This is a genomic window from Stenotrophomonas lacuserhaii (assembly GCF_014836545.1).
Lineage (GTDB): Bacteria > Pseudomonadota > Gammaproteobacteria > Xanthomonadales > Xanthomonadaceae > Stenotrophomonas > Stenotrophomonas lacuserhaii.
The window spans coordinates 1-24,156 of sequence record NZ_JACSQS010000027.1 but is presented as its reverse complement, the minus strand read 5'-3'; the positions used below and the strand labels follow the sequence as shown (position 1 = coordinate 24,156).

21 protein-coding genes are annotated in these 24,156 nt (G+C 66.7%); 6 read left to right on the top strand and 15 right to left on the bottom strand.

The genetic code is table 11. The features are described from left to right. Window position 1: 1 nt before the first annotated feature. The 7 genes from H9654_RS17100 to H9654_RS17070 form a co-directional block, all read right to left on the bottom strand. Window positions 2–856 carry a ferritin-like domain-containing protein gene (locus tag H9654_RS17100; RefSeq protein ID WP_191771910.1) on the bottom strand — a complete coding sequence of 285 codons (855 nt, stop codon included), beginning with the start codon at window positions 854–856 and terminating at the stop codon, window positions 2–4. Between the two features lie 2 nt (window positions 857–858). Beyond that, complete coding sequence (gene purF, locus H9654_RS17095; RefSeq protein WP_101098711.1) at window positions 859–2,325, bottom strand: amidophosphoribosyltransferase; 1,467 nt, start codon at window positions 2,323–2,325, stop codon at window positions 859–861. A 69-nt stretch (window positions 2,326–2,394) separates the two neighbouring features. Beyond that, the gene (locus tag H9654_RS17090; protein ID WP_042615490.1) at window positions 2,395–3,156 is read right to left on the bottom strand and encodes a CvpA family protein; all 762 of its coding nucleotides are present in this window, start codon (window positions 3,154–3,156) and stop codon (window positions 2,395–2,397) included. Between the two features lie 40 nt (window positions 3,157–3,196). Further along, entirely contained in the window at window positions 3,197–4,216 is a 1,020-nt protein-coding gene (locus H9654_RS17085) for an SPOR domain-containing protein (protein ID WP_191771909.1), read from the bottom strand. 80 nt (window positions 4,217–4,296) lie between these two features. Further along, entirely contained in the window at window positions 4,297–5,580 is a 1,284-nt protein-coding gene (folC, locus tag H9654_RS17080; protein ID WP_191771908.1) for a bifunctional tetrahydrofolate synthase/dihydrofolate synthase, read from the bottom strand. A gap of 23 nt (window positions 5,581–5,603) precedes the next feature. Continuing rightward, window positions 5,604–6,245, bottom strand: a complete 642-nt coding sequence (locus H9654_RS17075) for a histidine phosphatase family protein (RefSeq protein WP_057507005.1) — start codon at window positions 6,243–6,245, stop codon at window positions 5,604–5,606. A gap of 147 nt (window positions 6,246–6,392) precedes the next feature. Further along, on the bottom strand, window positions 6,393–8,555 hold the full coding sequence (locus H9654_RS17070; protein ID WP_191771907.1) for a S46 family peptidase: 2,163 nt from the start codon (window positions 8,553–8,555) through the stop codon (window positions 6,393–6,395). Between the two features lie 333 nt (window positions 8,556–8,888). On the opposite strand from H9654_RS17070, the gene tdh reads away from it, so the two are divergent. After that, window positions 8,889–9,923: an L-threonine 3-dehydrogenase gene (gene tdh, locus H9654_RS17065; RefSeq protein WP_182657610.1), complete on the top strand. Its 1,035-nt coding sequence runs from the start codon at window positions 8,889–8,891 to the stop codon at window positions 9,921–9,923. A gap of 194 nt (window positions 9,924–10,117) precedes the next feature. Here tdh and H9654_RS17060 read toward each other — a convergent pair whose 3' ends face one another. Continuing rightward, on the bottom strand, window positions 10,118–10,810 hold the full coding sequence (locus H9654_RS17060; RefSeq protein WP_191771906.1) for a TorF family putative porin: 693 nt from the start codon (window positions 10,808–10,810) through the stop codon (window positions 10,118–10,120). Window positions 10,811–11,007: 197 nt separating this feature from the next. On the opposite strand from H9654_RS17060, the gene kbl reads away from it, so the two are divergent. Beyond that, window positions 11,008–12,210, top strand: coding sequence for a glycine C-acetyltransferase (gene kbl / locus H9654_RS17055; protein ID WP_191771905.1), 1,203 nt, complete (start codon window positions 11,008–11,010; stop codon window positions 12,208–12,210). 85 nt (window positions 12,211–12,295) lie between these two features. Here the strand turns inward: kbl and H9654_RS17050 are convergent, their stop codons facing one another. From H9654_RS17050 to H9654_RS17035, 4 genes are all read right to left on the bottom strand, one after another. Continuing rightward, entirely contained in the window at window positions 12,296–12,553 is a 258-nt protein-coding gene (locus tag H9654_RS17050) for a hypothetical protein (protein WP_191771904.1), read from the bottom strand. An 84-nt stretch (window positions 12,554–12,637) separates the two neighbouring features. Further along, the gene (locus tag H9654_RS17045; RefSeq protein ID WP_191771903.1) at window positions 12,638–13,447 is read right to left on the bottom strand and encodes a pseudouridine synthase; all 810 of its coding nucleotides are present in this window, start codon (window positions 13,445–13,447) and stop codon (window positions 12,638–12,640) included. A gap of 18 nt (window positions 13,448–13,465) precedes the next feature. Further along, window positions 13,466–13,981, bottom strand: coding sequence for a hypothetical protein (locus tag H9654_RS17040; RefSeq protein ID WP_042615057.1), 516 nt, complete (start codon window positions 13,979–13,981; stop codon window positions 13,466–13,468). A gap of 201 nt (window positions 13,982–14,182) precedes the next feature. Then, window positions 14,183–15,274, bottom strand: coding sequence for an OmpA family protein (locus tag H9654_RS17035; RefSeq protein ID WP_042615056.1), 1,092 nt, complete (start codon window positions 15,272–15,274; stop codon window positions 14,183–14,185). A 568-nt stretch (window positions 15,275–15,842) separates the two neighbouring features. Between H9654_RS17035 and yczE the strand changes: the two genes are divergently transcribed. The 4 genes from yczE (at window position 15,843) to H9654_RS17015 (ending at window position 20,065) form a co-directional block, all read left to right on the top strand. Further along, window positions 15,843–16,466, top strand: coding sequence for a membrane protein YczE (gene yczE / locus H9654_RS17030; protein ID WP_191771902.1), 624 nt, complete (start codon window positions 15,843–15,845; stop codon window positions 16,464–16,466). Between the two features lie 110 nt (window positions 16,467–16,576). Further along, a complete protein-coding gene (locus tag H9654_RS17025) occupies window positions 16,577–18,607 on the top strand; it encodes an NADPH-dependent 2,4-dienoyl-CoA reductase (RefSeq protein WP_191771901.1) in 2,031 nt (676 codons plus the stop codon). 299 nt (window positions 18,608–18,906) lie between these two features. After that, window positions 18,907–19,365, top strand: coding sequence for a cell wall hydrolase (locus tag H9654_RS17020; protein ID WP_042615053.1), 459 nt, complete (start codon window positions 18,907–18,909; stop codon window positions 19,363–19,365). Between the two features lie 88 nt (window positions 19,366–19,453). Next, complete coding sequence (locus H9654_RS17015) at window positions 19,454–20,065, top strand: glutathione S-transferase N-terminal domain-containing protein (protein WP_191771900.1); 612 nt, start codon at window positions 19,454–19,456, stop codon at window positions 20,063–20,065. Window positions 20,066–20,147: 82 nt separating this feature from the next. Here the strand turns inward: H9654_RS17015 and H9654_RS17010 are convergent, their stop codons facing one another. The 3 genes from H9654_RS17010 to prpE all read right to left on the bottom strand — a co-directional run bounded on the left by H9654_RS17010 (window position 20,148) and on the right by prpE (window position 23,920). Then, window positions 20,148–21,236 (bottom strand): suppressor of fused domain protein, encoded by a 1,089-nt coding sequence (locus H9654_RS17010; protein ID WP_318241155.1) that lies wholly within the window; start codon window positions 21,234–21,236, stop codon window positions 20,148–20,150. Between the two features lie 117 nt (window positions 21,237–21,353). Then, window positions 21,354–21,845 carry a hypothetical protein gene (locus H9654_RS17005; protein ID WP_191771899.1) on the bottom strand — a complete coding sequence of 164 codons (492 nt, stop codon included), beginning with the start codon at window positions 21,843–21,845 and terminating at the stop codon, window positions 21,354–21,356. Between the two features lie 194 nt (window positions 21,846–22,039). Then, on the bottom strand, window positions 22,040–23,920 hold the full coding sequence (gene prpE / locus H9654_RS17000; RefSeq protein WP_101098695.1) for a propionate--CoA ligase: 1,881 nt from the start codon (window positions 23,918–23,920) through the stop codon (window positions 22,040–22,042). Window positions 23,921–24,156: the final 236 nt, after the last annotated feature.

Here is a 24,156-nt window from a genome sequence, read left to right as displayed (position 1 = left end):
GCTACCCGGCGCGCTCGGCCTGTTCCATCAGTTCGGCCAGCTCGTCGGCGTCGAATCCGGCCAGCAGGCGCGCTTCGATGTTGAACGGGCCGTGCAGGTACCCACCGGCGTAGTCGACCAGCAGCTGCCTGAAGCGGGCACGCGGGTCCACGCCGGCACGTTCGCAGTACCAGCGGTACCAGCGGCTGCCCGCAGCCACATGCGCGACTTCTTCGCGCAGGATGATCTCCAGCACGTCGGCGGTCTCTTCGTCGCCGCAGCCACGCAGTTTGGCGATCAGCCCCGGGGTGACATCCAGGCCACGCGCTTCAAGCACGCGCGGCACCAGGGCCATGCGCGCCAATCCGTCGTGGGCGGTCTTCTCGCACATCTCCCACAGCCCGTTGTGGGCGGGGAAATCGGCATAGTCGTGGCCATGCGCCTGCAGCCGTCCGCTCAACATCAGGAAATGCCGCGATTCATCGTCTGCGCAACTGACCCAGTCAGCGTAGAAGGCCGACGGCAGACCCCGGAAGCGGTACACCGCGTCCCAGGCCAGGTCGATCGCGTTGAGCTCGATATGCGCGATGGCATGGATAAAACGTGCGCGTCCCTCCGCCCCACCCAGCTTGCGTCGCGGCACGTCGCGCGGGTGCACCTGCTGCAGGGTGGCCGGACGCCCGGGCATGCGGATCGGCGCCGGCGCCGGCGGATCGGCCGGCAGCTTCAGTCGACCGGCGCGGAAGGCCGCAGCATGGGCCTGGGTCAGCGCGACCTTGCGCAGCGGGTCGGCCTCGGCCAGGCACTGCTGCGCGGCGCGCAACAGGTCACCGGCGACGTCGGATCGATCGACGTCGCATGGGGCCGTGGCGCTCACGATCAGGCGCGGCGCTTGTGCTTGGCGTCGTCCGAACGCAGTTGCTGGATGCGCTCGAAGTAGCCCGGCTCGATGCCGGTCGGGTAATGCCCGTTGAAGCACGAGGAATCGAAGTTCTGCAGCGCCGGATTGCCTTCGCGCACCGCCGCTTCCATGTCTTCGATGTCCTGGTAGATCAGCCAGTCGCAACCAAGGTGCGCTTCGATTTCTTCCACGCTGCGGTTGTGCGCGACCAGCTCTTCGGCGGCCGGCATGTCGATGCCGTAGATGTTCGGGTAACGCACCGGCGGGGCGGCGCTGGCCAGGTAGACCTTGCGGGCGCCGGCGTCGCGCGCCATCTGCACGATCTGCTGGCTGGTGGTGCCGCGCACGATCGAGTCATCCACCAGCAGCACCACCCGGTTGCGGAACTCCAGGTGGATCGGGTTGAGCTTGCGGCGCACGGACTTAACGCGCTCGCCCTGCCCCGGCATGATGAAGGTGCGGCCGATGTAGCGGTTCTTGATGAAGCCTTCGCGGTACTTCACCCCGAGCGTGTTGGAGATCTCCAGCGCGGCATCGCGCGAGGTGTCCGGGATCGGGATGATGGTGTCGATGTCGTGGTCCGGGCGCAGGCGCAGGATCTTCTCGCCCAGCTTGATGCCCATGCGCATGCGCGCCTTGTGCACCGACACGTTGTCGATCATCGAATCGGGCCGCGCGAAGTACACGTATTCGAAGATGCACGGGGTGTGTTCGGCGGTCTCCGAGCAGATTTCCGAGAACAGTTCGCCGCGCGCGGTGATCACCAGCGCTTCGCCCGGCTGCACATCGCGGATGCGCTGGAAGCCCAGCACGTCCAGCGCGGCCGATTCGGAGGCCACGATGTATTCATCGCCTTCGGCGTGGCTGCGCTTGCCCAGCACCAGCGGACGGATGCCGTGCGGATCGCGGAAGGCGACCAGGCCCAGGCCCAGCACCACGCTGACCACCGCATAGCCGCCCTTGCAACGACGGTGCACGTGGGACACCGCGCGGATCGCCGCTTCCGGGCTGAGCTGTTTCTGTGCATCCAGTTCGTAGGCGAACACGTTCAGCAGCACTTCGCTGTCCGAATCGGTGTTGACGTTGCGGCGGTCCTGTTCGAACACCTGGCGACGCAGGTCTTCGGTGTTGATCAGGTTGCCGTTGTGCGCCAGCGCGATGCCATAGGGCGAATTGACGTAGAACGGCTGCGCCTCGTCCATGCCTTCGGACCCGGCGGTGGGATAGCGCACGTGGGCGATGCCGACGCGACCTTCCAGGGTGGACATGGTGCGTGCGTCGAACACGTCACGGACCAGGCCGTTGGCCTTCTGCACGCGCAGGCGGGTGCCGTCGACGGTGGCGATGCCCGCCGCGTCCTGGCCACGATGCTGGAGGACGGTCAGGCCGTCATAGAGCTGCCCGGCGACGTTCTGGTTGCCGACGATTCCGACGATGCCACACATGTTGCGTAATCTCCGCTGGGCTGCGCCCATCTACAGGGATGTTGGCCGTGCCTGGCCGGGGGAGCCGCCTTACGGGACAGCGGCAGGATCTGGACGCTCTGGCGCCGACTCGATGTTCGCGGGCAGTGCCGGGGCGTTCGCGGACTCGCTCGCCGCGCCCCTGGCCGGGTCCACGTTACGCGGCCATCCGCGTCCCGCCACCACCTCGCCGAGGACACCATTATCGCCTGTCGCGGTCGGCTTTCCCAACAGGCTTTCTGCAAATGGGGACGAACCGCTGGACGGCAAGGGCAAGCCAGCCGGTACCAGCCCATCCAGCGACGAAGGCAGGCCCTTGGGCACCATCCGCTCGAGGTTCTGCATCGGCCGTGAAACATCCGGCAGCTGGGCATCCATCCACCCCACCACCGGCTGCAGCGCCGCGCGCAGGTAGGACTGCTGCCAGGCCGGTTCGGCGGTGAGCGGGGTGAAGGTGGCCATCAGCAGCAGCACCGCGCTGATGAAGCCGCCACGCACCAGGCCCAGTGCGCCGCCGAGCATGCGGTCGGCGCCGCCCAGCAGCGCCATGCGCAGCCCGGCACGGACCAGCATGCCCAGCACGGTGACCGCGATCAGCACGGCCAGGAACACCGTCACATAGCCGCCGACCAGGTGGCCGTTACCCGGCTGTGCCGGCGCCGACCACAGGTGCGCCACGTCATTGCCGAACAGGAACGCCGCCCAGCCGGCAAGCAGCCAGGACAGCGTGCCGACCACGATGCCAACGAAGCCCCGCACGAACCCCAGCAGGGTTGAGATGGCGATCACGCAGGCCAGCACGATGTCGATCATGCGGGCGGGTTTCCTTGGGCGTCCTGGCCGGGAATGGGCATCAGGGGTGCGGTCTGACCATGCCGGCCACGCCGACCCGGGCGGCGACCTGCGCCTTCAGCTGGTCGGCCTCGGCACGGTTGGCGACCGGCCCGACACGGACCCGGCTGAGCACGCCTTTGTCAGTGCGGACCTGATCGACGAAGGCGCTGAAGCCGGCGGCGCGCGCTTTATCGCGCAGCGCGTTGGCATCGGCGGCCTGGCCGAACGCGCCCAGCTGCACGGCGAAGCCCACGCCGCTGGCGGCCGGGGCCGCCGGCGCCTTCACCTCAGGCTTCACTTCCGGCTTGGCCACCGGCGCAGGCGTCGCCGGCTTTGCGGCGACCGCCTTGGTGTCCGGCGCGGGGACCGCGGTCGGCTTCGGTTCGGGCCTGGGTGCCGGCGCGGCAGCCGCTGCGGGGGGCGCGGTTTCCGGCAGCGCCTGGGTCTGCACCGGGTTGCCGCCCAGCGGCGTGGTGGTGGCGGCCGGCGCCTGCGCAGTCGCGGCGGCGCCTTCACCGTTGGCATCCAGGGTGACTACTTCGGCACGCACGTCGCTGCGGATCTTCACGGCCTGCAGCCGGGCCGATTCGGCCTGTGCGCGGTCAACGAAGGGGCCGACGCGGACACGCCACGCCTGCTTGCCGTTGATCGTGGCCGCTTCGCTGAAACCGGGCAGCTGCGCGCCCTTCAGGTGGGCGATCACCGCATCGGCATCGGCCTTGCTGGCATAGGCACCGAAGCTGACCGCGAAATTGCCGGCGGCCACGGCCGGACCGGTATCCACCGTCGCGGCGGCGTTGGCGGCAGGTTCCTGCAGCGGCGCGGCGCCGCGCAGGCCACTGTCCCCCCCCGCGGGAGCGGCCAACGGCAACTCGCGTGTTTCGAACTGGGCATTGGCCGGCGCGCCGGGTACTTCCAGCGGCACGCTGTCGGCAGTGCTGTTGCGGGCAGGGCCGGTCACCAGCATCGGCAGGAAGATCACGGCAAGGGCCACCAGGACGATGGCACCGATCAGACGCTGTTTCAGGGACGTATCCACGGATGGCAGGCAACAGGTGGGAACTGCCGATGATTATACGGTCCTGCCGTGATGCAGCGTCGGCAACGGCTGAACGCGGCTCAGGCGGCGGTCTGCAGCCAAGCCAGCGCTTCGGCGGCGGTATGGAAGGAACCGAACACCAGTACGCGGTCTCCCTGCACTGCCTGCGTAAGCACCTGGGCCAGCGCGTGGGCCACCGTATCGGCCTGTGAAGCATCCGCGGCAACGGTTCCGGCCAGTCGGGCCGCCAGCGTGGCGGCGTCCTGGCCGCGCGGGCCTTCCAGCCCGGCCAAGGTCCATTCGCTCACGGCCTCGCCCAGCGCCTGCACCACGCCGGCCGCATCCTTGTCCTGCAGGCCGGCATACACCGCCAGGGTGCGCCCGCTGACCGGTTCGGCCTGCAGCGCGCGGGCCAGCGCGGCGGCCGCCTGCGGGTTGTGGCCCACGTCCACCAGCACGTTGATCCCGTCACGCTGGAAGCACTGCAGCCGGCCGTCGATGCGCGCGGCGGCGATGCCTTCGGCGTAGGCGGCGCGTGGCAGCGAACAGCCCGGCGGCAGCTCCAGCGAGCGCAGCGCGGCAATGGCCGCACCGGCGTTGGCCAGCTGCACCGGGCCGGCCAGCGAAGGCATCGGCAACTCAAGGCGCACGGCGACATCGCGCCAGGCCCAGGTCTGCGCGTCCAGTGTTTCGTTGAAATAATCGCTGCCGGCGCGGATCGCGTTGGCACCGATCAGGTAGGCCCGCCGCAGCACGCTGGACGGCGGATCGATCTCGCCCAGCACGGCCGGCTTCCAGCCACGCAGGATGCCGGCCTTTTCGGTGCCGATGCTTTCGCGGTCAGCGCCCAGCCAGTCGGCGTGGTCGATGTCCACGGTGGTGATGACGGCCACGTCGGCGTCGATGAGGTTCACCGCATCCAGGCGCCCCCCCAGCCCGACTTCCAGCACCGCCAGGTCCAGTCCGGCCTGCGCGAACAGGTAGAAAGCCGCCAGCGTTCCGTATTCAAAGTAGGTCAGCGTGGTATCGCCACGCGCGGCTTCGACCGCACTGAAGGCCGCCACCAGTGCTTCGTCGCTGGCTTCTTCGCCATTGATGCGCACGCGCTCGTTGTAGCGCAGCAGGTGCGGCGAGGTATAGGCGCCGACCTTCCAGCCGGCGGCACGCGCGATCGCTTCGACGAAAGCCACCGTGGAGCCCTTGCCGTTGGTACCGCCCACCGTGATGGTGCGCTGCGCAGGGGCGCCCAGCTGCAGGGCGGTGGCAACGGTGCGCACGCGCTCCAGTCCCATGTCGATGGTGGCCGAGTGCTGGCGTTCGATGAAAACGAGCCAGTCGCTGAGCGTAGTGGGCAGTGCAGTCACGGTGGGACGTCCAATCGATTCGGTTACAGGGCGCGGTGCTTGGCTTCGCCGAAGAACGGCGTGTGGTGGGCGCAGTCGTTCATGCGCACCACTTCCAGTTGTTCGATGTCCGGACCTTCCAGCAGGTTCAGCGTGGTCGGCGCCTGGCGGAAGCTCCACAGGCGGCTGATCGGCAGGCCGAGGATCCGGCACAGGATGACCCGGTTCACCGCATCGTGGGCGACCACCAGCAGGGTGTCGTCCTCGCCGAGACCTTCGGCGGCACGTGCCAGGCCACGCCAGCTGCGGTCCAGCACCAGGCGCAGCGATTCGCCGCCCGGCATCAGCACGGTGTCCGGTTCTTCGCGCCAGGCGCGCAGCCGTGACGGGTCTTTTTCATGGATCTCGCTGGCCAACAGGCCTTCCCACTCACCGTGGGCGATTTCCTGCAGCTCCGGTTCGGTCAGCAGCATGTCGGCGCGGGCGCCGAGGGCCAGCTGCGCGGTGCGCTGCGCACGCGACAGCGGCGAGGCCACCGCACGGGTGATGTCCACGGACTTCAAGCGCTCGCCAAGCGCCTGCGCCTGGGCTTCGCCGATCGGCGACAACGGGATATCGATCTGGCCCTGGTAACGGCCTTCGGCGTTCCACGGCGTTTCGCCGTGACGGGCAAGCAGGATGCGCATGCGGGGTACGGGTCCTTGGGGGGAGGAGGTCCGGCATTTCGTTCACGTCCCGTGAAACCACGCCGGAGCGCCATCATACCTGCTCCGCCTGAAGCCCCGCCGTGGGAAAACAGGGCGGATCCGATGGGGAATCCGCCCCGTGACCGTTTACTTCGCCAGGTTCAGTTCTTTCAGCAGCTGCGGCGCCGGCGCCACTTCCTGCATGATCCACTGCATGTAGCGGCTGTCCACGGCGATCATGCGGGTCATGACCGGATCAAACACCCAGTTGGAGCTGACCGATTCCCAGTTGCCATCGAAGGCCAGGCCGACCAGCTTGCCGTGCGCGTCCAGCACCGGCGAGCCGGAGTTGCCGCCGGTGATGTCCAGGTTGGACAGGAAATTGACCGGCACCGAACCGACGCGCTTGTCTTCCAGCCCGCCATACCGCTTGGCCTTGACCGCATCGAGCAGCGCCTTCGGCGAATCGAACGGGTCTTCGCCGGTTTCCTTCGCCACGATGCCTTCCAGCGTGGTGAACGGGGTGTAGTTCACCCCGTCCTTGCCGTAGCCCATGACGTTGCCGAAGGTGATGCGCAGCGACAGGTTGGCGTCGGGATAGACGAACCCGCCCTGGCTCTTCTTGTAGTCCGCCACGGCCTGAAGGTAGAGCGGGCGCGCGCTGAGCGACTCACCTTCGCGGATCTTCTTCTGCTCTTCCTGCTTCAGCAGCGCCGGCATCATCGCCACCGCGTACTGGATGGCTGGATCGGTGCTGGCTTCGAATGCGGCACGGTCGGCGGTGAGCCACTTCAGACGCTCATCCAGGCTGCCCAGGCGGGTGCCACCCAGCTTGCCGACCAGTGCCTTGACCGCGTTGGCATCACTGCCGCCCAACCACTGATTCAGCACCGCATTGTCGCGCTGCGCGGCCGGCAGGGCGACATACTGCTCCAGCCAGTACTGCTGCAGCTGCTGGTCCATCTTCGCCACGTAACGGCGGTCCATCTGGCGGATGCCGCCTTCGATGGTCGGCAGGTCGCGCTGCTGGTAGCCGGCTTCGCGTTCAGCGTCCGGCTTGCTGCGCTCGATCGCGGTGCGGTAAAGGGTGATCGCCGAACCCACGGCAGAGGTGTTGTTGAACTGGTTGACGAACAGGTCACGCTCGCGCGTGCTGCGGCCGGTTTCCAGGTGCTTGAGCAACTGCGCGTGCGCGGCCAGCGCCGGCTTGCCAGCGGCGCCCTGCTGCTTCAACCAGGCCAGCACCTGCGCCTCTTCGGCCTGCTTCTGGCCGGCCGCATCAATGCGCTTGAAGCCTTCCAGCTGGCCGGCGTAGTTCTTGGCGACGTTGTTCATGCTGGCCGCTGTGGCGGCGTACTTCACCTTGACGTCGGCGTCGGCCTTGCCGGCATCTTCGATCAGCTTCAGCACGGCGTTGTAGTGGCGGGCGATGGTCGGGTAGGTCCAGTCGGCGGTTTCGTTGAATTCGCCCGCCAGTGCGTAGCGGTTGGTGCGGCCCGGGTAGCCGGCCACCATCACGAAGTCATCGGCCCCCAGCGGCTGGTCGGCGAACTTCAGGAAGTGCTTGGGCTGGTAGGGCACGTTGTCGGCTGCGAAGGCGGCTGGCTTGCCGTCCTTGCCCACGTAGGCGCGGTAGAAGGAGAAGTCGCCGGTGTGGCGCGGCCACATCCAGTTGTCGATGTCGCCGCCGAACTTGCCGACGCTGCCCGGGGGCGCGTAGACCAGCCGCACGTCCTTGATTTCCAGGTTGCGGAACAGCCGGTAGGTGTTGCCGCCGGAGAAGCTGTACAGGCGGCAGCGGAAGCCGGCGTCGGCCTCGCAGGCGGCCACCTGCGACTTGTCGAAGGCATCCAGCGCGCGGGTGCGGGCCAGCGGGTCCTTGCCTGCCGCGGCGATGGCGGCCTTGGCCTGCGCGGTCACATCGGTGATCTGGTCCAGCACGTACACGCGGGCATTCGGGCCGGCGCTGAGTTCGTCGCTGGTCTTCGGGGCGTTGAAGCCGTCCTTGATCAGGTTCTTTTCGGCCGTCGAGTTCAGCTGGATGGCGCCGTAGGCACAGTGGTGGTTGGTGACCACAAGGCCCTGCGGGGAGACGAAGCTGGCGGTGCAACCGCCGAGGGCAACCACCGCGCCCATCGGGTCACCGGTCAGGTCGGCCAGCTGCTCGGCCGACAGCTTCAGGCCGGCTTTCTGCAGGGGACCGGCGATTTCCGGCAGCTGCTGCGGCACCCACATGCCTTCGGCGGCATGGGCGAGCTGGGCCAGGCCAAGGCTGGCGACGATGGAGAAAGCAAGCAGGTTCGAGCGCATGAAGCGGCCCTTGGGTAATGGAACCATCGATTCTAGCCCGCCACCCGGCTCCGGCAGGATGCCCGGAGGTCATGGGTCGTGCTTCCCCGGCTCACGGGCTGACGGGCTGCGGGGTGGCGGGGCGGGGTGGCTGTGCAGGACACGCCGTAAACCCGTCCTTGGGGGCTCGCTGTTGCCATCCATGGCAACAGACGGTCCTGCACAGCCACCCCGCCCCGCCCTCGACAGGCCACCAGTGGCCGGGGTAACGCCGGCTGACCCGCGCTGCAACATGGCGCGGTCGCTGGCGGCTTTATAATCCGCGCCATCTTTCCCCCTGTGAGTTCCACCGAGATGGCACAAACGATGAAGGCGCTGGTCAAGCGCGAAGCCGCCAAGGGCATCTGGCTGGAAGAAGTGCCGGTGCCGGTGCCGGGCCCCAACGAGGTGCTGATCAAGCTGGAAAAGACCGCCATCTGCGGCACCGACCTGCACATCTACCTGTGGGATGAGTGGAGCCAGCGCACCATCAAGCCGGGCCTGACCATCGGCCATGAGTTCGTCGGCCGCGTCGCCGCGCTCGGCAGTGCGGTCACCGGCTATGAGGTCGGCCAGCGCGTTTCGGCCGAGGGCCATATCGTCTGCGGCCACTGCCGCAACTGCCGCGGCGGCCGTCAGCACCTGTGCCCGAACACCGTCGGCATCGGCGTGAACGTGAACGGCGCCTTCGCCGAATACATGGTGATGCCGGCCACCAACCTGTGGCCGATCCCGGACCAGATCCCGTCCGAGCTGGCCGCCTTCTTCGATCCCTACGGCAACGCCGCACACTGCGCGCTGGAGTTCAATGTGATCGGCGAGGACGTGCTGATCACCGGCGCCGGCCCGATCGGCATCATCGCCGCTGGCATCTGCAAGCACATCGGTGCGCGCAACGTGGTGGTCACCGACGTCAATGATTTCCGCCTGAAGCTGGCCGCCGACATGGGTGCCACGCGCGTGGTGAACGTGGCCAACCAGTCGCTGAAGGACGTGATGAAGGAACTGCACATGGAGGGCTTCGACGTGGGCCTGGAAATGAGCGGCAATCCGCGTGCGTTCAACGACATGCTGGACTGCATGTACCACGGCGGCAAGATCGCCATGCTCGGCATCATGCCCCGCGGCGCCGGCTGCGACTGGGACAAGATCATCTTCAAGGGCCTGACCGTGCAGGGCATCTACGGCCGGAAGATGTACGAGACCTGGTACAAGATGACCCAGCTGGTGTTGTCCGGCTTCCCGCTCGGCAAGGTGATGACCCACCAGCTGCCGATCGATGACTTCCAGAAGGGCTTTGACCTGATGGAAGAAGGCAAGGCCGGCAAGGTGGTACTGAGCTGGAACTGATCGGGCGCGCGAAGCGCGTCCGATCAGTTCTCCCGCATGTTTCCTTATCCTGCGCCTGTCGGCGCGCCCCCTTGAACACCAAGGGGGCTCTCCACCAGAGGGAACAAAGGGTCACATGATTGAAAAAGGCGCCTGCAAGGGCGCCTTTTTCGTTGTGCATGACGTGTGCTGCACGGTCGCACGCGGGGCGCTGGTTACTTGCCGACGCCGACAGTGAACACCACGCGGTTGTCGGCCAGGTAGCCGTTGTTGTCACGGCCGGCGCCATCGGTGCCGTGGAAGCCCAGGCCAAGGTTGAACAGGCCGAACTGACGGCTGACGCCGATGTTGAAATCGGTGTAGTCCTTGCCGAAATCGGTCTCAAGCGAGGTGCGTCCGACGTTGGCCGCCAGGGTGAAATCCTGCGGCAGCGCCCACTCACCGCCGATGGCGTAATACCAGCTCTTGGTATCCGAACCGGACAGGTCATTGGTGTAGGCCACGGTGAGCTTGTACTGCTCGGCGAAGGTGGTGCTGGTGATCAGCTCGTTGTAATTGAGCTCGCTGGCACCCGGGTAGGTGTAGCGGTTGAACAGCACGTCGAAGTTGACGTTGTCACTGACGTCGAAGCCGTAACCGATCAGGAAGTCCACTTCGGTGCTCGGGTCGCCCGGCCCGAAGTCGACGCCGGAGCCCCAGACACCGGCATACAGGCCGACCGGGCTGGTGTAGGTGAAGCCGGCCTGCAGGGTCGGATCCTCGTCGGTCTGCGACACGCCACGGAAGACGTAATCGGACACGGCGGTGACGTTCCAGCTGTAGGGCGACTCAGCTTCCTGCGCGCTGGCGGCGAACGAGGCGAGGGACAGGACAGCAGCAGCGGCAAGACAGCGGACGGCGTGCTTCATGGGCGTCTCCGGGGGGCGATGGCGGGGAGGAGGGACATGGGGCGTGGCGCGGACCGGCTGCGTGAATCCATCCGGTTCACGGTTTTTTAACCTGTTTGATATTGCAACGCAACACGTTCGTGCTCCCTGCCCTGCCGCCCTTCCATGGCCGGGGCGGGTAAAATCGTCGCTTTCCCGTGTTGAGCCGTGCTGCCACCATGACCGAATCCTCGCCTGACCTGACCCGCCATTACGCCGAGGAACTGGACGCCATCCGCGCCCAGGGCCTGTTCAAGTCCGAGCGGATCATCACCAGCCCGCAGTCGGCGGAGATCACCCTGGAAGACGGCCGCACGGTGCTCAATTTCTGCGCCAACAACTACCTGGGCCTGGCCGACCACCCGGACCTTATCCAGGCCGCCAAGGATGCGCTGGACAGCCACGGCTTCGGCATGGCGTCGGTGCGCTTCATCTGCGGTACCCAGGACCTGCACAAGCAGCTGGAATCGCAGATTGCCGACTTCTTCGGCAAGCAGGACACCATCCTGTATGCGGCCTGCTTCGACGCCAATGGCGGCCTGTTCGAGCCACTGCTGGGCGAGCAGGATGCGATCATTTCCGACAGCCTCAACCACGCTTCGATCATTGACGGGGTGCGCCTGTGCAAGGCCAAGCGCTTCCGCTATGCCAACTGCGACATGGCCGATCTGGAAGCGCAGCTGCAGGCCGCCGATGCGGCCGGTTGCCGGACCAAGCTGATCACCACCGACGGTGTGTTCTCGATGGACGGCTTCATCGCTCCGCTGGACGAGATCACCGCGCTGGCCCGGAAGTACGGCGCGCTGGTCCATATCGACGAATGCCATGCCACCGGCTTCCTCGGCAAGACCGGCCGTGGCTCGGCTGAAGTGAAGGGCGTGCTGGACAGGATCGACATCATCACCGGCACGCTCGGCAAGGCGATGGGGGGGGCGCTGGGCGGCTTCACCACGGCCAAGGCCGAAGTGATCGAACTGTTGCGCCAGCGCTCGCGCCCCTACCTGTTCTCCAACTCGCTGCCGCCGCACGTGGTGGCCGCCGGCATCAAGGCCTTCGAAATGCTGGCCGCCGCCGACGACCTGCGCGAAACGCTGGTGGCCAACACCACCTACTTCCGCGAAAAGATGGTGGCTGCCGGTTTCGACGTGAAGCCCGGCGTGCACCCGATCAGCCCGGTGATGCTGTACGACGCACCGCTGGCGCAGAAGTTCGCCGAGCGCCTGCTGGAAGAAGGCATCTACGCGATCGGCTTCTTCTTCCCGGTGGTGCCCAAGGGCCAGGCGCGCATCCGCACCCAGATCAGCGCAGCGCACACGCGCGAGCACCTGGACCGCGCCATCGATGCCTTCACCCGCATCGGCCGCGAACTCGGGGTGATCTGACAAAAAGGGGACGGAGGGCATTAAGTCGTATCCAGCCTGTACCGGCTGGATACGACTTAATGCCCTCCGTCCCCTTTTTTTTGTGTCAGCGGCCCTTGGCCACGCGGATGCCGTTGGCTTTCATCCAGGCGTCGAATTCGTCGGCGGACATCTTCTTGTCGCCGTCGCTCATGTTGAAACGGTAGCTGCCGCGCCCGTCCAGCTCGGGGATGCGTACTTCGATGATGTCCTGCGGTGGCGGTGGCGGGGCCTTGGCCAGTTCTTTCTTGTGGCTGCATGCGGCCAGGGCCGCCAAAGGCAGCAGCAGCGTCAGGCGCAGTGGAGAGGTCAGGAAACGCAACACGGTGGGATACCTCTTTCAGTAAATGCAAAGCCGGGCCCCCCTTGCGCCCGGAGCGGGACCGACGCCAGGCGTCGGCCGCGGGTCTCAGCCCGGTCCTGCAGCGGCCTCCAGTTGCCGCCGGTCTTCCATCTGCAGCATCCGCCACTGGCCCTTGGGCAGTTCGCCGAGCCGCAGCCCGCCGATGCCGATGCGGACCAGCCGCAGCACCTGCAGGTCGAACGCCGCCAGCAGGCGGCGGATATGCCGGTTGCGCCCTTCGTCCAGCGTCACTTCCAGCCACGAGGTCTTTTCGCCGGTACGCAGCAGATTCACCGCGCGCGCAGCCAGGAATTCCCCTTCGTCCTCGATGCCAGCACAGAATGCGGCGAGCATCGACGCCTCTGGAATGCCATCCACCTGCACGTGATAGGTCTTGTCCGGGCCGGTGGCCGGATCCATCAGCGCAGCCGCCCACTGCGGGTCATTGCTGAAAAGCAGCAGGCCTTCGCTGGCTTTGTCCAAGCGTCCGACCGGCGCCAACCACGGCAGGCCGGCCCCATCGAAACAGCGGTAGACCGTCTCGCGGCCCTGTTCGTCCTGGACGGTGGTGACCAGGCCGCGCGGCTTGTTGAGCATCAGGTAGATGCGCGGCGCGGCATCCAGCGGCTGGCCATCCACGCGCACCTGCTGGCGGCCGGCCTGGATCGGGAACTCGGGATCACGGACGGTGCGCCCATCCACGCTCACCCGGCCGGCGGCAATCCAGCGCGCCGCTTCAGTACGCGAACACAGGCCCGCCTTGGACAACACGCGTGCCAGTCCGTGGCGAACGCCCCCGCCTGCTGCAGGCGCTGCGCGCCCACCACCGGGGCGGGCACGAGCAGGTGGGTTGGCAGGCGGGCGCCGTGGCCGCATGTCCTGCCCCGCCCTCACTTACTTCTTGTCAGCCGGCTTGGTCTCGGCAGAGGCTTCCACCGGGGCAACCGGCGCGACGGCGGTGGCCGGCACCGGACGGGCCTTGACCACGCGAACGCCACGCGCCTTCATCCAGGCATCGAACTCTTCGGCGGTCATGCGCTTGCCGTTCTGGCTCATGTCAAAGCGCCACGGCGTGTTGTCGAACGCGGTCTGCGGCTTGTAGGCGGCCGGATCATTCGGACTCACCGCCGGTGCACTCGGCATGGCCTTGGCCACGTTCTGGCAACCTTCGATGCGCAGGCGACGCAGCACGCTGTCCAGCGACTGGGCCTGTTCGTAATTGGTGGTCAACACGCCGGCGGGCATGCCCAGCCGAGAGTTGCGGGTAAACAGCTCGCTCGCCACCGGTGCGATCGCGGTGGCCGGCAACGGCAGCGGAGCGCTGCTGGCCGAGACCGAGCAGTCCACGGCAGCGTGGGCGGCGGGAACCAGGGCCAGGGCCAGGACGACGGCCGATGCAGTGCGCAGCATGAGGAGCATCCAGAAAAGTGGGTAGTGGCGCGAGTTTAACAGCGACACAACGGCTTTCAAGATCCTACATTCAATGAATACGGCAACTCATTGGTTTTTTTGTTTTTTTCGGATAAGCGGTACAAAAACGACCGCGCATAAACAACAAGACCCGGCCGAAGCCGGGTCCTGCTGTGTGTCTTACCGGTAAAACGTCAGAACTCAGTTCTGGACGTTCAGCTCGGTACGACGGTTCTTCGCACGGCCTTCCGGGTTGTCCGAACCATCAGCATTGGTGTTCGGAGCAATCGGGCGGCTCTCGCCGTAACCGACCGGACCCTGCAGGCGCGAAGCAGCAACGCCGTTGGAGGTCAGGTAGTTGTACACGGCGGTAGCACGACGCTCGGACAGCTTCTGGTTGTACTCGTCGGAACCCTTCGAGTCGGTGTGACCAGCAACTTCAACCTTCAGGTCCGGGTAACGGGTCAGGATCTGCGAGGCTTCGCTCAGGATCGCAACCGCGTCGGGACGCAGGTTGGCCTTGTCGAAGTCGAAGTTGACACCCTTCAGGTCGATCGAGACCGGCACCGGGCAACCGTCCGGACCGATGGTCTGGCCAGGCTGCGAATCCGGGCACTTGTCGTCGCAGTTGTTGACGCCGTCACCGTCGTCATCCAGGTCGGCGCAGCTCGGGGCAACCGGAGCCGGAGCCGGCACGGCAGCGACCGGAGCCGGTCCCAGCGGGATCACGACGCCGACCGAAGCCAGCACGTCGCCGAACCAGTCTTCGCTCGGAGCGGCAACGCTCTTGTCGTCGAAGTCAGCGCGGTAGGCCACTTCGGCACGCACGGCAACGCGCTTGTCGAAGGTGGTCTGCAGACCGGCGCCGAGCTTGGCGGCGAAGTTGCCGTCCTTGCGCTCACGCGGGCCATTGGCGTCGACAGCAGCGAACTCTTCTTCCGACTTCTGGTAGCCCAGGCCGAACAGCAGGTACGGGTTCCAGCCGCGGCCTTCCTGCACGAAGTGGCGACGCAGGTCCAGCGAGGCGCCGTACTGCGACCAGTTCAGGTCCTGATTGGCGTCGAAGTTCGGGTTCTGGTAGTTCAGCTCACCGTCGAGCGACCAGTTCGGGCTGATGAACTTGCCCAGGCCCAGGCTGACGAACGGAGCATCGTTGGTGGTGCGGTCGCTGTCCTGGAAGTTGAAACCAGCCGAACCGGTCAGGTACCAGCGGTCGTCAAACTCCTGTGCCGAAGCAGCCTGGGCGAAAGCCAGACCACCCAGCAGCGCGGCGGTAAGGATCTTCTTGTTCATTGAGTACAGCTCCTATATCGGGGGTATGAAACCGGTAGAGGCATGGGCCAGCACTACGACAGCCGATTCAGCACGCCACCGCCGCGAACATTATGCTCAGGGGAGTGAAGGCCATGTTAACAGTCCCGTAACATGTGAAAAACGGGCGCCGGGCCTCCACCGGACCGGCGGTTGCACCCTATACAGGATCATGAAAAACCGCAACAGTCAGGCGTGGCAAGGGTTTTACCGGGCTTCAGTCTCGCGCTGCAACATTTTGCTTTGGCGGAAAGTCAAGCGTTCACCCCGCAGCCTGCGCGGTGAGGAACTTTCTACGCCAGGCCAGTCTGAACGGCAGTGGCGTGCTGTTAACGACGCTCATATGGGATTTACTGGCACACACCTGCGTTGCCACGCGCCGAATAGTGTCCCGGCGCGTAACGCACACCGCGGTAGATTCACTGAGCCGATCAAGGGATCAGGGTCGAGGCTGTGCGCACCGCTGTATGGCGTGAATCGCAGCGTGCTGTACCTGTTCGCCGCCCCTCTCGCGACCTATCGTGGCGACAGACCCCACAGGCCCGTCGTCATGCCCTCCTCCCTGCTGCTGCGCATCACCCAATTGGTTGCCGGCCTTTGCCTGTACGGCTTGGGGATTGCCCTGATGGTGCGTGCGGGAATCGGCGTGGCGCCCTGGGATGTCCTGTCGCAGGGCATCGCGGCGCATACGTCGCTGTCGTTCGGCCTGGCCACCAATGCCATCGGCGCGGTGGTGCTGCTGCTGTGGTGGCCGCTGCGTCAGAAGCCCGGCCTGGGCACCGTGCTCAACGTGCTGCTGATCGGTCCCGCTGCACAGTTCGGGCTGTGGCTGCTGCCTGTGGTGGAAGGCCTTTCGCTGCGGCTGCCACTGTTTGCTGCCGGGCTGCTGCTGATCGCCGTAGCCACCGGCCTGTATATCGGCGCACGCCTGGGGCCCGGTCCGCGCGATGGACTGATGACCGGCCTGCATGCCCGCAGCGGCTGGCCGATCTGGCAGGTGCGCAGCCTGATAGAAGGCAGCGCCTTGCTGGCCGGCTGGCTGCTGGGCGGCAACGTGGGACTGGGCACGCTGGCCTTCGCGCTGCTGATCGGGCCGCTGTGCGGCATGACGCTGGGCTGGTTCGGCATCGGCAGGCCCCCGGTCGCGGCGCAGGCGACGGTTCCGCCGGGCTGACCCGCCCGCCCCCGAACACCCCGCCGCATCGGGTGGAATACCGCAGCGCGCCTTGCGACGGACGCAAATTCACGGCACGCTGGGCGCTTCCGTACGCAAGCGTATCCACGATGACGCCAGCCAGCGACAGCGCCTACCCCCACCTGTTCACTCCGCTCGACCTGGGCTTCACCCAGTTGCGCAACCGGATCCTGATGGGCTCCATGCACACCGGGCTGGAAGACCGCGCCCGCGATTTTCCGCGCCTTGCCGCCTACTTTGCCGAGCGCGCCGAAGGCGGTGTCGGACTGATCGTCACCGGCGGCTTCGCGCCCAACGTGGTCGGCTGGCTGAAGCCGTTCGGCGGCAAACTCAGCTGGCCATGGGAAGTCGGTCCGCATCGCCAGCTCACTGCGGCCGCCCACCAGCACGGCGCGAAGATCTGCCTGCAGCTGCTGCATGCGGGGCGGTATGCCTACCACCCGTTGTCGGTTGCGCCATCCAAGCTGAAGGCCCCGATCAATCCGTTCACCCCGCGCGCCCTGTCCAGCCGCGGCGTGGACCGGCACATCGCCGATTACGCGCGCAGCGCGCGGCTGGCCCGCGATGCGGGCTACGACGGCGTGGAAGTGATGGGCTCGGAGGGCTACCTGATCAACGAGTTCGTCGCCCCGCGCACCAACACCCGCACCGACCAATGGGGTGGTGATGCTGCACAGCGCATGCGGTTCGCAGTGGAAATCGTGCGTCGGATCCGTGAAGCGTGCGGCCCGGACTTCATCATCATCTACCGGCTGTCACTGGTGGACCTGGTCAGCGATGGCAGCAACTGGCAGGAAATCCTCGCCCAGGCACAGGCCATCGAAGCAGCTGGCGCAACGCTCATCAATACCGGCATCGGCTGGCACGAGGCGCGCATTCCGACCATCGCCACCTCGGTCCCGCGCGCGGCGTTCGCCGGGGTCACCGCCAAGCTGAAGCCCCACGTCGGGGTGCCGCTGGTGGCGACCAACCGGATCAACATGCCCGACGTGGCCGAGCGCATCCTGGCCAGCGGCGGCGCCGACATGGTGTCGCTGGCGCGCCCCTTGCTGGCCGATCCGCAGTGGGCCAACAAGGCACGCGCCGGCCGCCCCGAGCGCATCAACACCTGCATCGCCTGCAACCAGGCCTGCCTGGACCACGTGTTCGAGAACAAGCTGGCCAGCTGCCTGGTCAATCCACGCGCAGCGCATGAAACCGAGCTGGTCTATCGGCCCACCACAGCGCCGCGGCGCATCGCGGTGGTCGGTGCAGGACCGGCCGGCCTGGCCTGTGCGACCGTCGCTGCCGAACGCGGCCACCATGTAAGCCTGTTTGACGCCAACGATGAGATCGGCGGCCAGTTCAACGTTGCCAAGCGGATCCCGGGCAAGGAAGAATTCCACGAAACCCTGCGCTACTTCCGCCACAAGCTGGAGGAAACCGGCGTGCAGCTGCGGCTGGGCACGCGGGTGTCTGTCGACACGCTTGCTGGCTTCGACGAGGTGGTGCTGGCGACCGGCATCCTGCCGCGCAAGGTCGATTTCCCCGGCGCCGGACATGCGAAGGTGGTGGACTACCTGGACGTACTGCTGGGCCGGGTCACGGTGGGGCCGCGTGCGGCGATCATCGGCGCTGGTGGCATCGGTTTCGATGTCGGCGAGTTCCTGAGCCATGCCGGTCCGTCGCCGTCGCTGGACACGGCGAGCTGGATGGCCGAATGGGGCGTTGATCCGAGTTTCGAAGCGCGCGGCGCCCTTGCCCGTCCGGTCATCGTTCCTTCGCCACGGAAGCTGTGGCTGCTGCAGCGCAGCGCCGGACGTCCGGGCGCGAGGCTCGGCAAGTCCACCGGCTGGATCCACCGCGCCACGCTGAAGGCCAAGGGCGTGACGCAGCTGGGTGGCGTGGAGTATCTGGGCGTGGACGATGCCGGTCTGCATATCCGCGTGGAGGGGGTGGAGCAGCTGTTGGATGTCGATCACGTGGTGATCTGCGCCGGCCAGGAATCCAATCGTTCCCTGCATGCGGAACTCGCTGCGGCCGGCATCTCCGCGCAGCTGATCGGCGGCGCCGACGTCGCTGCGGAACTCGATGCCAAGCGCGCGATTGACCAAGGCAGCCGCGTCGCCGCTGCCCTCTGAAAAAGCTGAATAGGGGCAGCTGAATCGGCTTTCCGACCCTGCCCCGAACCTGAATGTCAACTCGTTTGATTCAGGATGCGTTGCGAAATACCCCCTTACCTTGCGCCAACTTTCCCGCTCACCACCCAGTTCCGGTGAGCAGGTGCGGCCCACCTGATCGATCGTCGATCACCTTTCGTGGCCGCCCACGGGGTGACCCCGATGGTCGCCTCCCCATGACGCCAAGCCGTACCCCCGCCTCTGCCGGCCACACTGCCGGCGGAAGCGCCAGGTCCGGCCCATACGGAGCAAGGAGTTATATGAAACTGGCCTGGATTCTCTGGCTGTCGCAGTTGTTGCCGCAGCCGGCCGCTGATTCGTTGTGCCTGAGCACGACTGTTTACCTGGAAGCCCGCGACCAGACCGTGCGTGGCCAGCAGGCCGTCGCCGAGGTGGCCCTGCGACGCCGCGACAGCGGCCTGTGGGGTGACTCGATGTGCCAGGTGGTAACCGCGCGCAAGCAGTTCGCTCCGACCATCGTGGCGCCGGGCACCCAGCTGGCCAATGACGCCGCTTGGCGCGAAGCGATGACCGTTGCCTTCGATGCTGAACGCAACTGGGCCCTGCCGGTCAGCGAGCGCAAGGAAATCGTGCCCGGAGCCAGCCACTTCGCGGCGCTGTCCATCGCCAGCCCGAGCTGGCGCAACGCTTACCAGGTGGCGACCATCGGCGACCACACCTTCTACAAGGTGCAGAGCCTCAAGCCGCGGCAGTCGTAACGCACTGTTGTGCCTGCGCGTGATTGCCGGGCGCTGCGGGCTCCGCGATAGTGTTGGTCTGTTGCCACCTATCCCGCGCGGAGTTCCCATGAAGCTGTACAGCAAGCCCGGTGCCTGTTCCACCGCCGACCACATCGCCCTGCAATGGACCGGCCAGCCGTTCGAGGTTGAACTGCTGGATCGTGAAAGCCTGAAGAGCCCGGCGTTCCTGAAGATCAACCCGGTCGGTTCGGTACCCGCGCTGGTCGATGGCGATTTCGTGCTGACCCAGAACGCGGCGATCATGGGCTATATCGCCGATACCCATCCGCAGGCAGGCCTGGCAGGCGATGGCAGCCCGCGCCAACGCGCTGAAGCGGCCCGTTGGCTGTCCTTCGTCAATTCCGACGTGCACCCGGCGTTCTCGCCGCTGTTCGCCCCAGGCAAGTTCCTGGCTGATGAAGGGCAGAAGGCAGCACTGGCCGCGGCCGCGCACAAGCGCCTGCGCGGCCTCTTCGAACAGGCCGATACGCAGCTGGCCGACAAGCCGTGGCTGGCCGGATTCCGCAGCTTCGCCGATCCCTACTTCTACATCACCCTGCGCTGGGCCGCCGCGGCGAAGGTCGACCTGTCCGGCCTGGAGCATCTTGCCGCGTACAAGACGCGCATGGATGCCGATGCAGGCGTTCAGGCCGTACTGAAGGCGGAAGGCCTGGCCTGATCGGTGTAAGTATGGCGCGCGCGGGGTGACCGCCGCGCGTGTCCAGGTCCGCGAACGGGGCTTTCGGGGTGCTTCAGCGGCGTCAGCCGATGAAGCGGAGGGGCTTTCCTTCGCTGTCGCGAAGGCAGGAGCGGCGGATGTCGATCGACAGCACGCCGGAGATCCGCGCCACGCCGGCCACGGGCCTGAGCGCCTGCTGCAGGCGCGCGCACGTGCCCGGCGAGAGCACGCAGATCCGCTGCAGGTCATCGCCCTGCACGCGGTCCCGCTCGCCCGGTTCAAACATCCAGCGTTTCTGCGGGCCGACGATCTCCAGCGGCAGGCCAGCGCCCAGGCGAACCTCCAGCAGCTCCCGCAGGCGCTCGACCTGCCCCGCACCGAGCACCAGGGTGGTGGCGCCGGGATCACCTGCGTCCTGCCATTCCAGCATCTCTACCAGCAACAGACCGGTGGCGGCGCCCTGAGCCTGCGTCCCGGCGGCGATGCGGGCGGCGACGTCGGCGTCGGACAGCGCGCAGGCGCGGTCGAGGTCGGTGATCCACAAGGGCATGGTCGGTTCCAGCGCCTTCAACACTCCCGCGGTGGACCAGGCCAGGATCGCGCCATGTTCGCCATCGGTCAGCCCCACCGCCTGCAGGAACTGCAGGCGCCCATTGGGGGTCTCGCGGGAGGGCAGCTGCGGATCGTCGACGAAGGCGAGGTGGCGCAGCGCCGTGGCGTGACCGGCGGCGATCGGACCGTTGGCGTCCAGATGGTGTCCCGCCTCCAGCACGTTGCCGGTCTGGAACACGTAGCGTGCCAGATTCTGCAGCAGGCTCATCGGCCAGGTAGGGGGCGCGTCCGCCTCGGTGCTGCCTTCCGCAGCGGCCAGGCGGAAGGTCAGCTCGAAGCCGAAACCACTGACTTCGGCGTCGTCGCTTTCCTTGTCGAACAGCTCGGACAGGCCATAGCTGACGTAATGCCAGTGGGGGCGACCCTGTCCACTCCAGTACACACTGACCCCATCCAGCGGGTCCTTGCCGCCGAGGGTCCACGGCAATGCCGTACCGAAGTGACGCGGCACCTGACCGGGATGCGCGGCGCACAGCGCCTGGCTGATGGCATCCCAGCCGGGGGTGCCGTTGTCATCCTTCATGGCGGTAGCAGGCTCGGAAGCGGAGGCGATCTGCACAATGGAACCTGGACGATCCGGGGGCCTCACTTTAGCCGACCCGGGTGTCGGCGCGTTGGCCGAAAGGTCTCAGTTCGATCCAACCTTACACGCATGCGCATCCGAACCATCCACGCGCTAGCCGAGCACGGCGGGCTCGAGCTGTTGCCGCGTTTCCTCCAGCCAGCGGTTGGCCAGTGCGGTGCTGCGTGCCTTGCCGATGGCCGCGACCAGGTCCGGCAGCAGCTGTTCAAGCGCTGCCGCGTCGGTGCAACGCTCTATCTTCAACTGCATGAAATAGCCTTTGAGGCCTAGGTGACGGCGCACCGATTCACTCATCAGGTCGTAGAGACGTCGGTACAGCTCCGGGTCCTGGCCGCGGCCTTCAGTCAGCGCCGGGGAGCGTGCCGGCGCGGCCGTGCCGCCGACCTTTTCAATCAGGCCCTGTGCCAGCAGTTGTTCCAGCGCGTCGGGCGGCGCACGCAGCCCCGGCAGCAATGCACGCAGTTCATCATCATCGCGTTGGCCGTCAACCATCAAAAGGATCGATCGCAGCGCGGCAGGCAGCCGCCGTGCGCGATCATCGATTTCCTGACGGCCAGCGGCCGTCTTGGCGTGCAGCAGTGCCATGTGCGTTCCCCCCCTGTCTGGACTCCCGTTACCACCGGCTGCGGCAACCCCGCCTGTTTCCCCCAGGCGGAGCGCCGTGTGGCAGCGCGATGACAGGCCGAGCTTAGCGCAGTCGCCGCGCCGGCGGAGCTGCAGTGCAGCACGTCCGCCTGCGGGCGTCCGGGGCCGCCTCGGCACCTGCCCCACCGCTCTGTTCAGCGTCCCAGCGCGCGCCGGATCTCATCAAGTGCCGCCGGATCATCCAGGGTCGACAGATCGCCGGGATCGCGCTGCTCGGCCAGCGCCTGCAGCGAACGTCGCAACAGCTTGCCGGAGCGGGTTTTCGGCAACGCATTGACCACGTGGATGTGCGCCGGCCGGGCGACCGCCCCCAGCGAGGCGGTCACCGCCGCCATCATTTCCGCCACCACCGGGGCCGGGTCTTCGCCGTTGAGGCCCTGCTTGAGGGTCACGAACACCAGCGGCACCTGCCCCTTCAGTTCGTCCTTGACCCCGATCACCGCTGCTTCGGCCACCCGCGGATGACCGGAAATGGCCTCTTCGATCTCGCGCGTGCCCAACCGGTGCCCTGCCACGTTGATCACATCGTCGGTGCGGCCGAGGATGAACGTGTAGCCATCCTCATCGCGGATGGCCCAGTCCAGCGAGCTGTAAAGCAGTTCCTTGAAGTGGCTGAAGTAGCTCTGCAGGAAGCGCGCATCGTCGTTCCATACGGTGCTCATGCAGCCCGGCGGCAGCGGCGGGGTCATCACCAGCACGCCCTTCTGCCCGGGCGCGACCTCTCCCCCGGTGTTTTCATCGATCACCTTCATCCGGTAACCCAGGTTGGGGAAGCCGGGAGAGCCGAAGCGCACCGGTTTCATGTCCAGTCCCGGCAGCAGGGTGAGGGCTGGCCAACCGGTTTCGGTCTGCCAGTAGTTGTCGATGATCGGCTTGCCCAGCGCTTCGCTGGCCCAGTGCGCGGTGGGCTCGTCCAGCGGCTCGCCGGCCAGGAAGATGTACTTCAGCGCTTTCAGGTCATGCCGGCGGATGAAGTCGACGTCGTGCTTTTTCAGCACGCGGATCGCGGTCGGCGAAGAGAACAGGGTGCGCACGTTGTACTGCTCGCACAGCGCCCACCAGATACCCGGGTCCGGGTGGGTCGGCAGGCCTTCGTACAACAGCGACGTGCAGCCGCCGATCAGCGGTCCATACACGTTGTAGGAGTGCCCCACCGCCCAGCCGACATCGGAGGTGGAGAACATCACCTGGCCCGGCTGGCAATCGAACACGGTCTGCATCGACTGGGCCATCGCCACCGCATAGCCGCCGACATCGCGCTGCACGCCTTTCGGCTTGCCGGTGGTGCCGGAGGTGTACAGCAGGTAGCTCGGCTCGCTGGACTCCAGCCACTGGACGGGCACGTCGACTTCGCCGACTTCGGCACGCAGGGTGGCGTAGTCCACGTCGCGCCCGGCCTGGCGCGGTTCGGCCGGGTCCAGCCCGCGCGACACGATCAGCACGTGCGGCGGTGGATTCTGCGCCTCGGCGCAGGCCGCATCGACCATGCCCTTGTAGGGAATGAGCTTGCCACCGCGCATGCCGGCGTCGGCGGCGATCAACAGCTTCGGCCGCGCATCGTCGATGCGCAGGGCCAGGTTGTGGGCTGCAAAGCCGCCGAACACCACCGAGTGCACGGCGCCGATCCGGGCGCAGGCCAGCATGGCGAACACCGCCTCGGCCATGTTCGGCATGTAGATGACCACCCGATCCCCATGGCCGACCTCCAGCCGCTTCAGCACGGCGGCGAAGTCGTTCACTTCGCGGTACAGCTGGCGGTAGGTGATTTCGCGCGTGGTACCGGTTTCGGTGGACACCGCCACCAGCGCGAGCTGGTCGGGGCGTTCGGCCAGGTGACGGTCGACGGCGTTGTAGCAGAGGTTGGTTTCCCCGCCGACGTACCACCGCCGGAATGGCGGATTGCTGTAGTCCAGCACCTGCTGTGGCTTCTTGTGCCAATAGATGCGATTGGCTTCTTCGCCCCAGAATTCCTCCGGCTCGTCGATCGAACGGCGGTAGGTTTCTTCGTAGTCCATGACACAGCCCTCCCAGACAAAGTCATGGGATCGAGCATAGAGCGCCAGCAGCGGCGAGAACGCCCCGACCTTGGTCGTAGGCCGTACAAGGTCAAAAGCTGTGGGGCTGCGTGTTGGCGGGGCGGGGTGGCTGTGCAGGACACGCCGCAAGTACGTCCATGTAGGCTCGCTTTTCGCATCCATGCGAAAAGACGGTCCTGCACAGCCACCCCGCCCCACCTTCGACAGGTCCATGG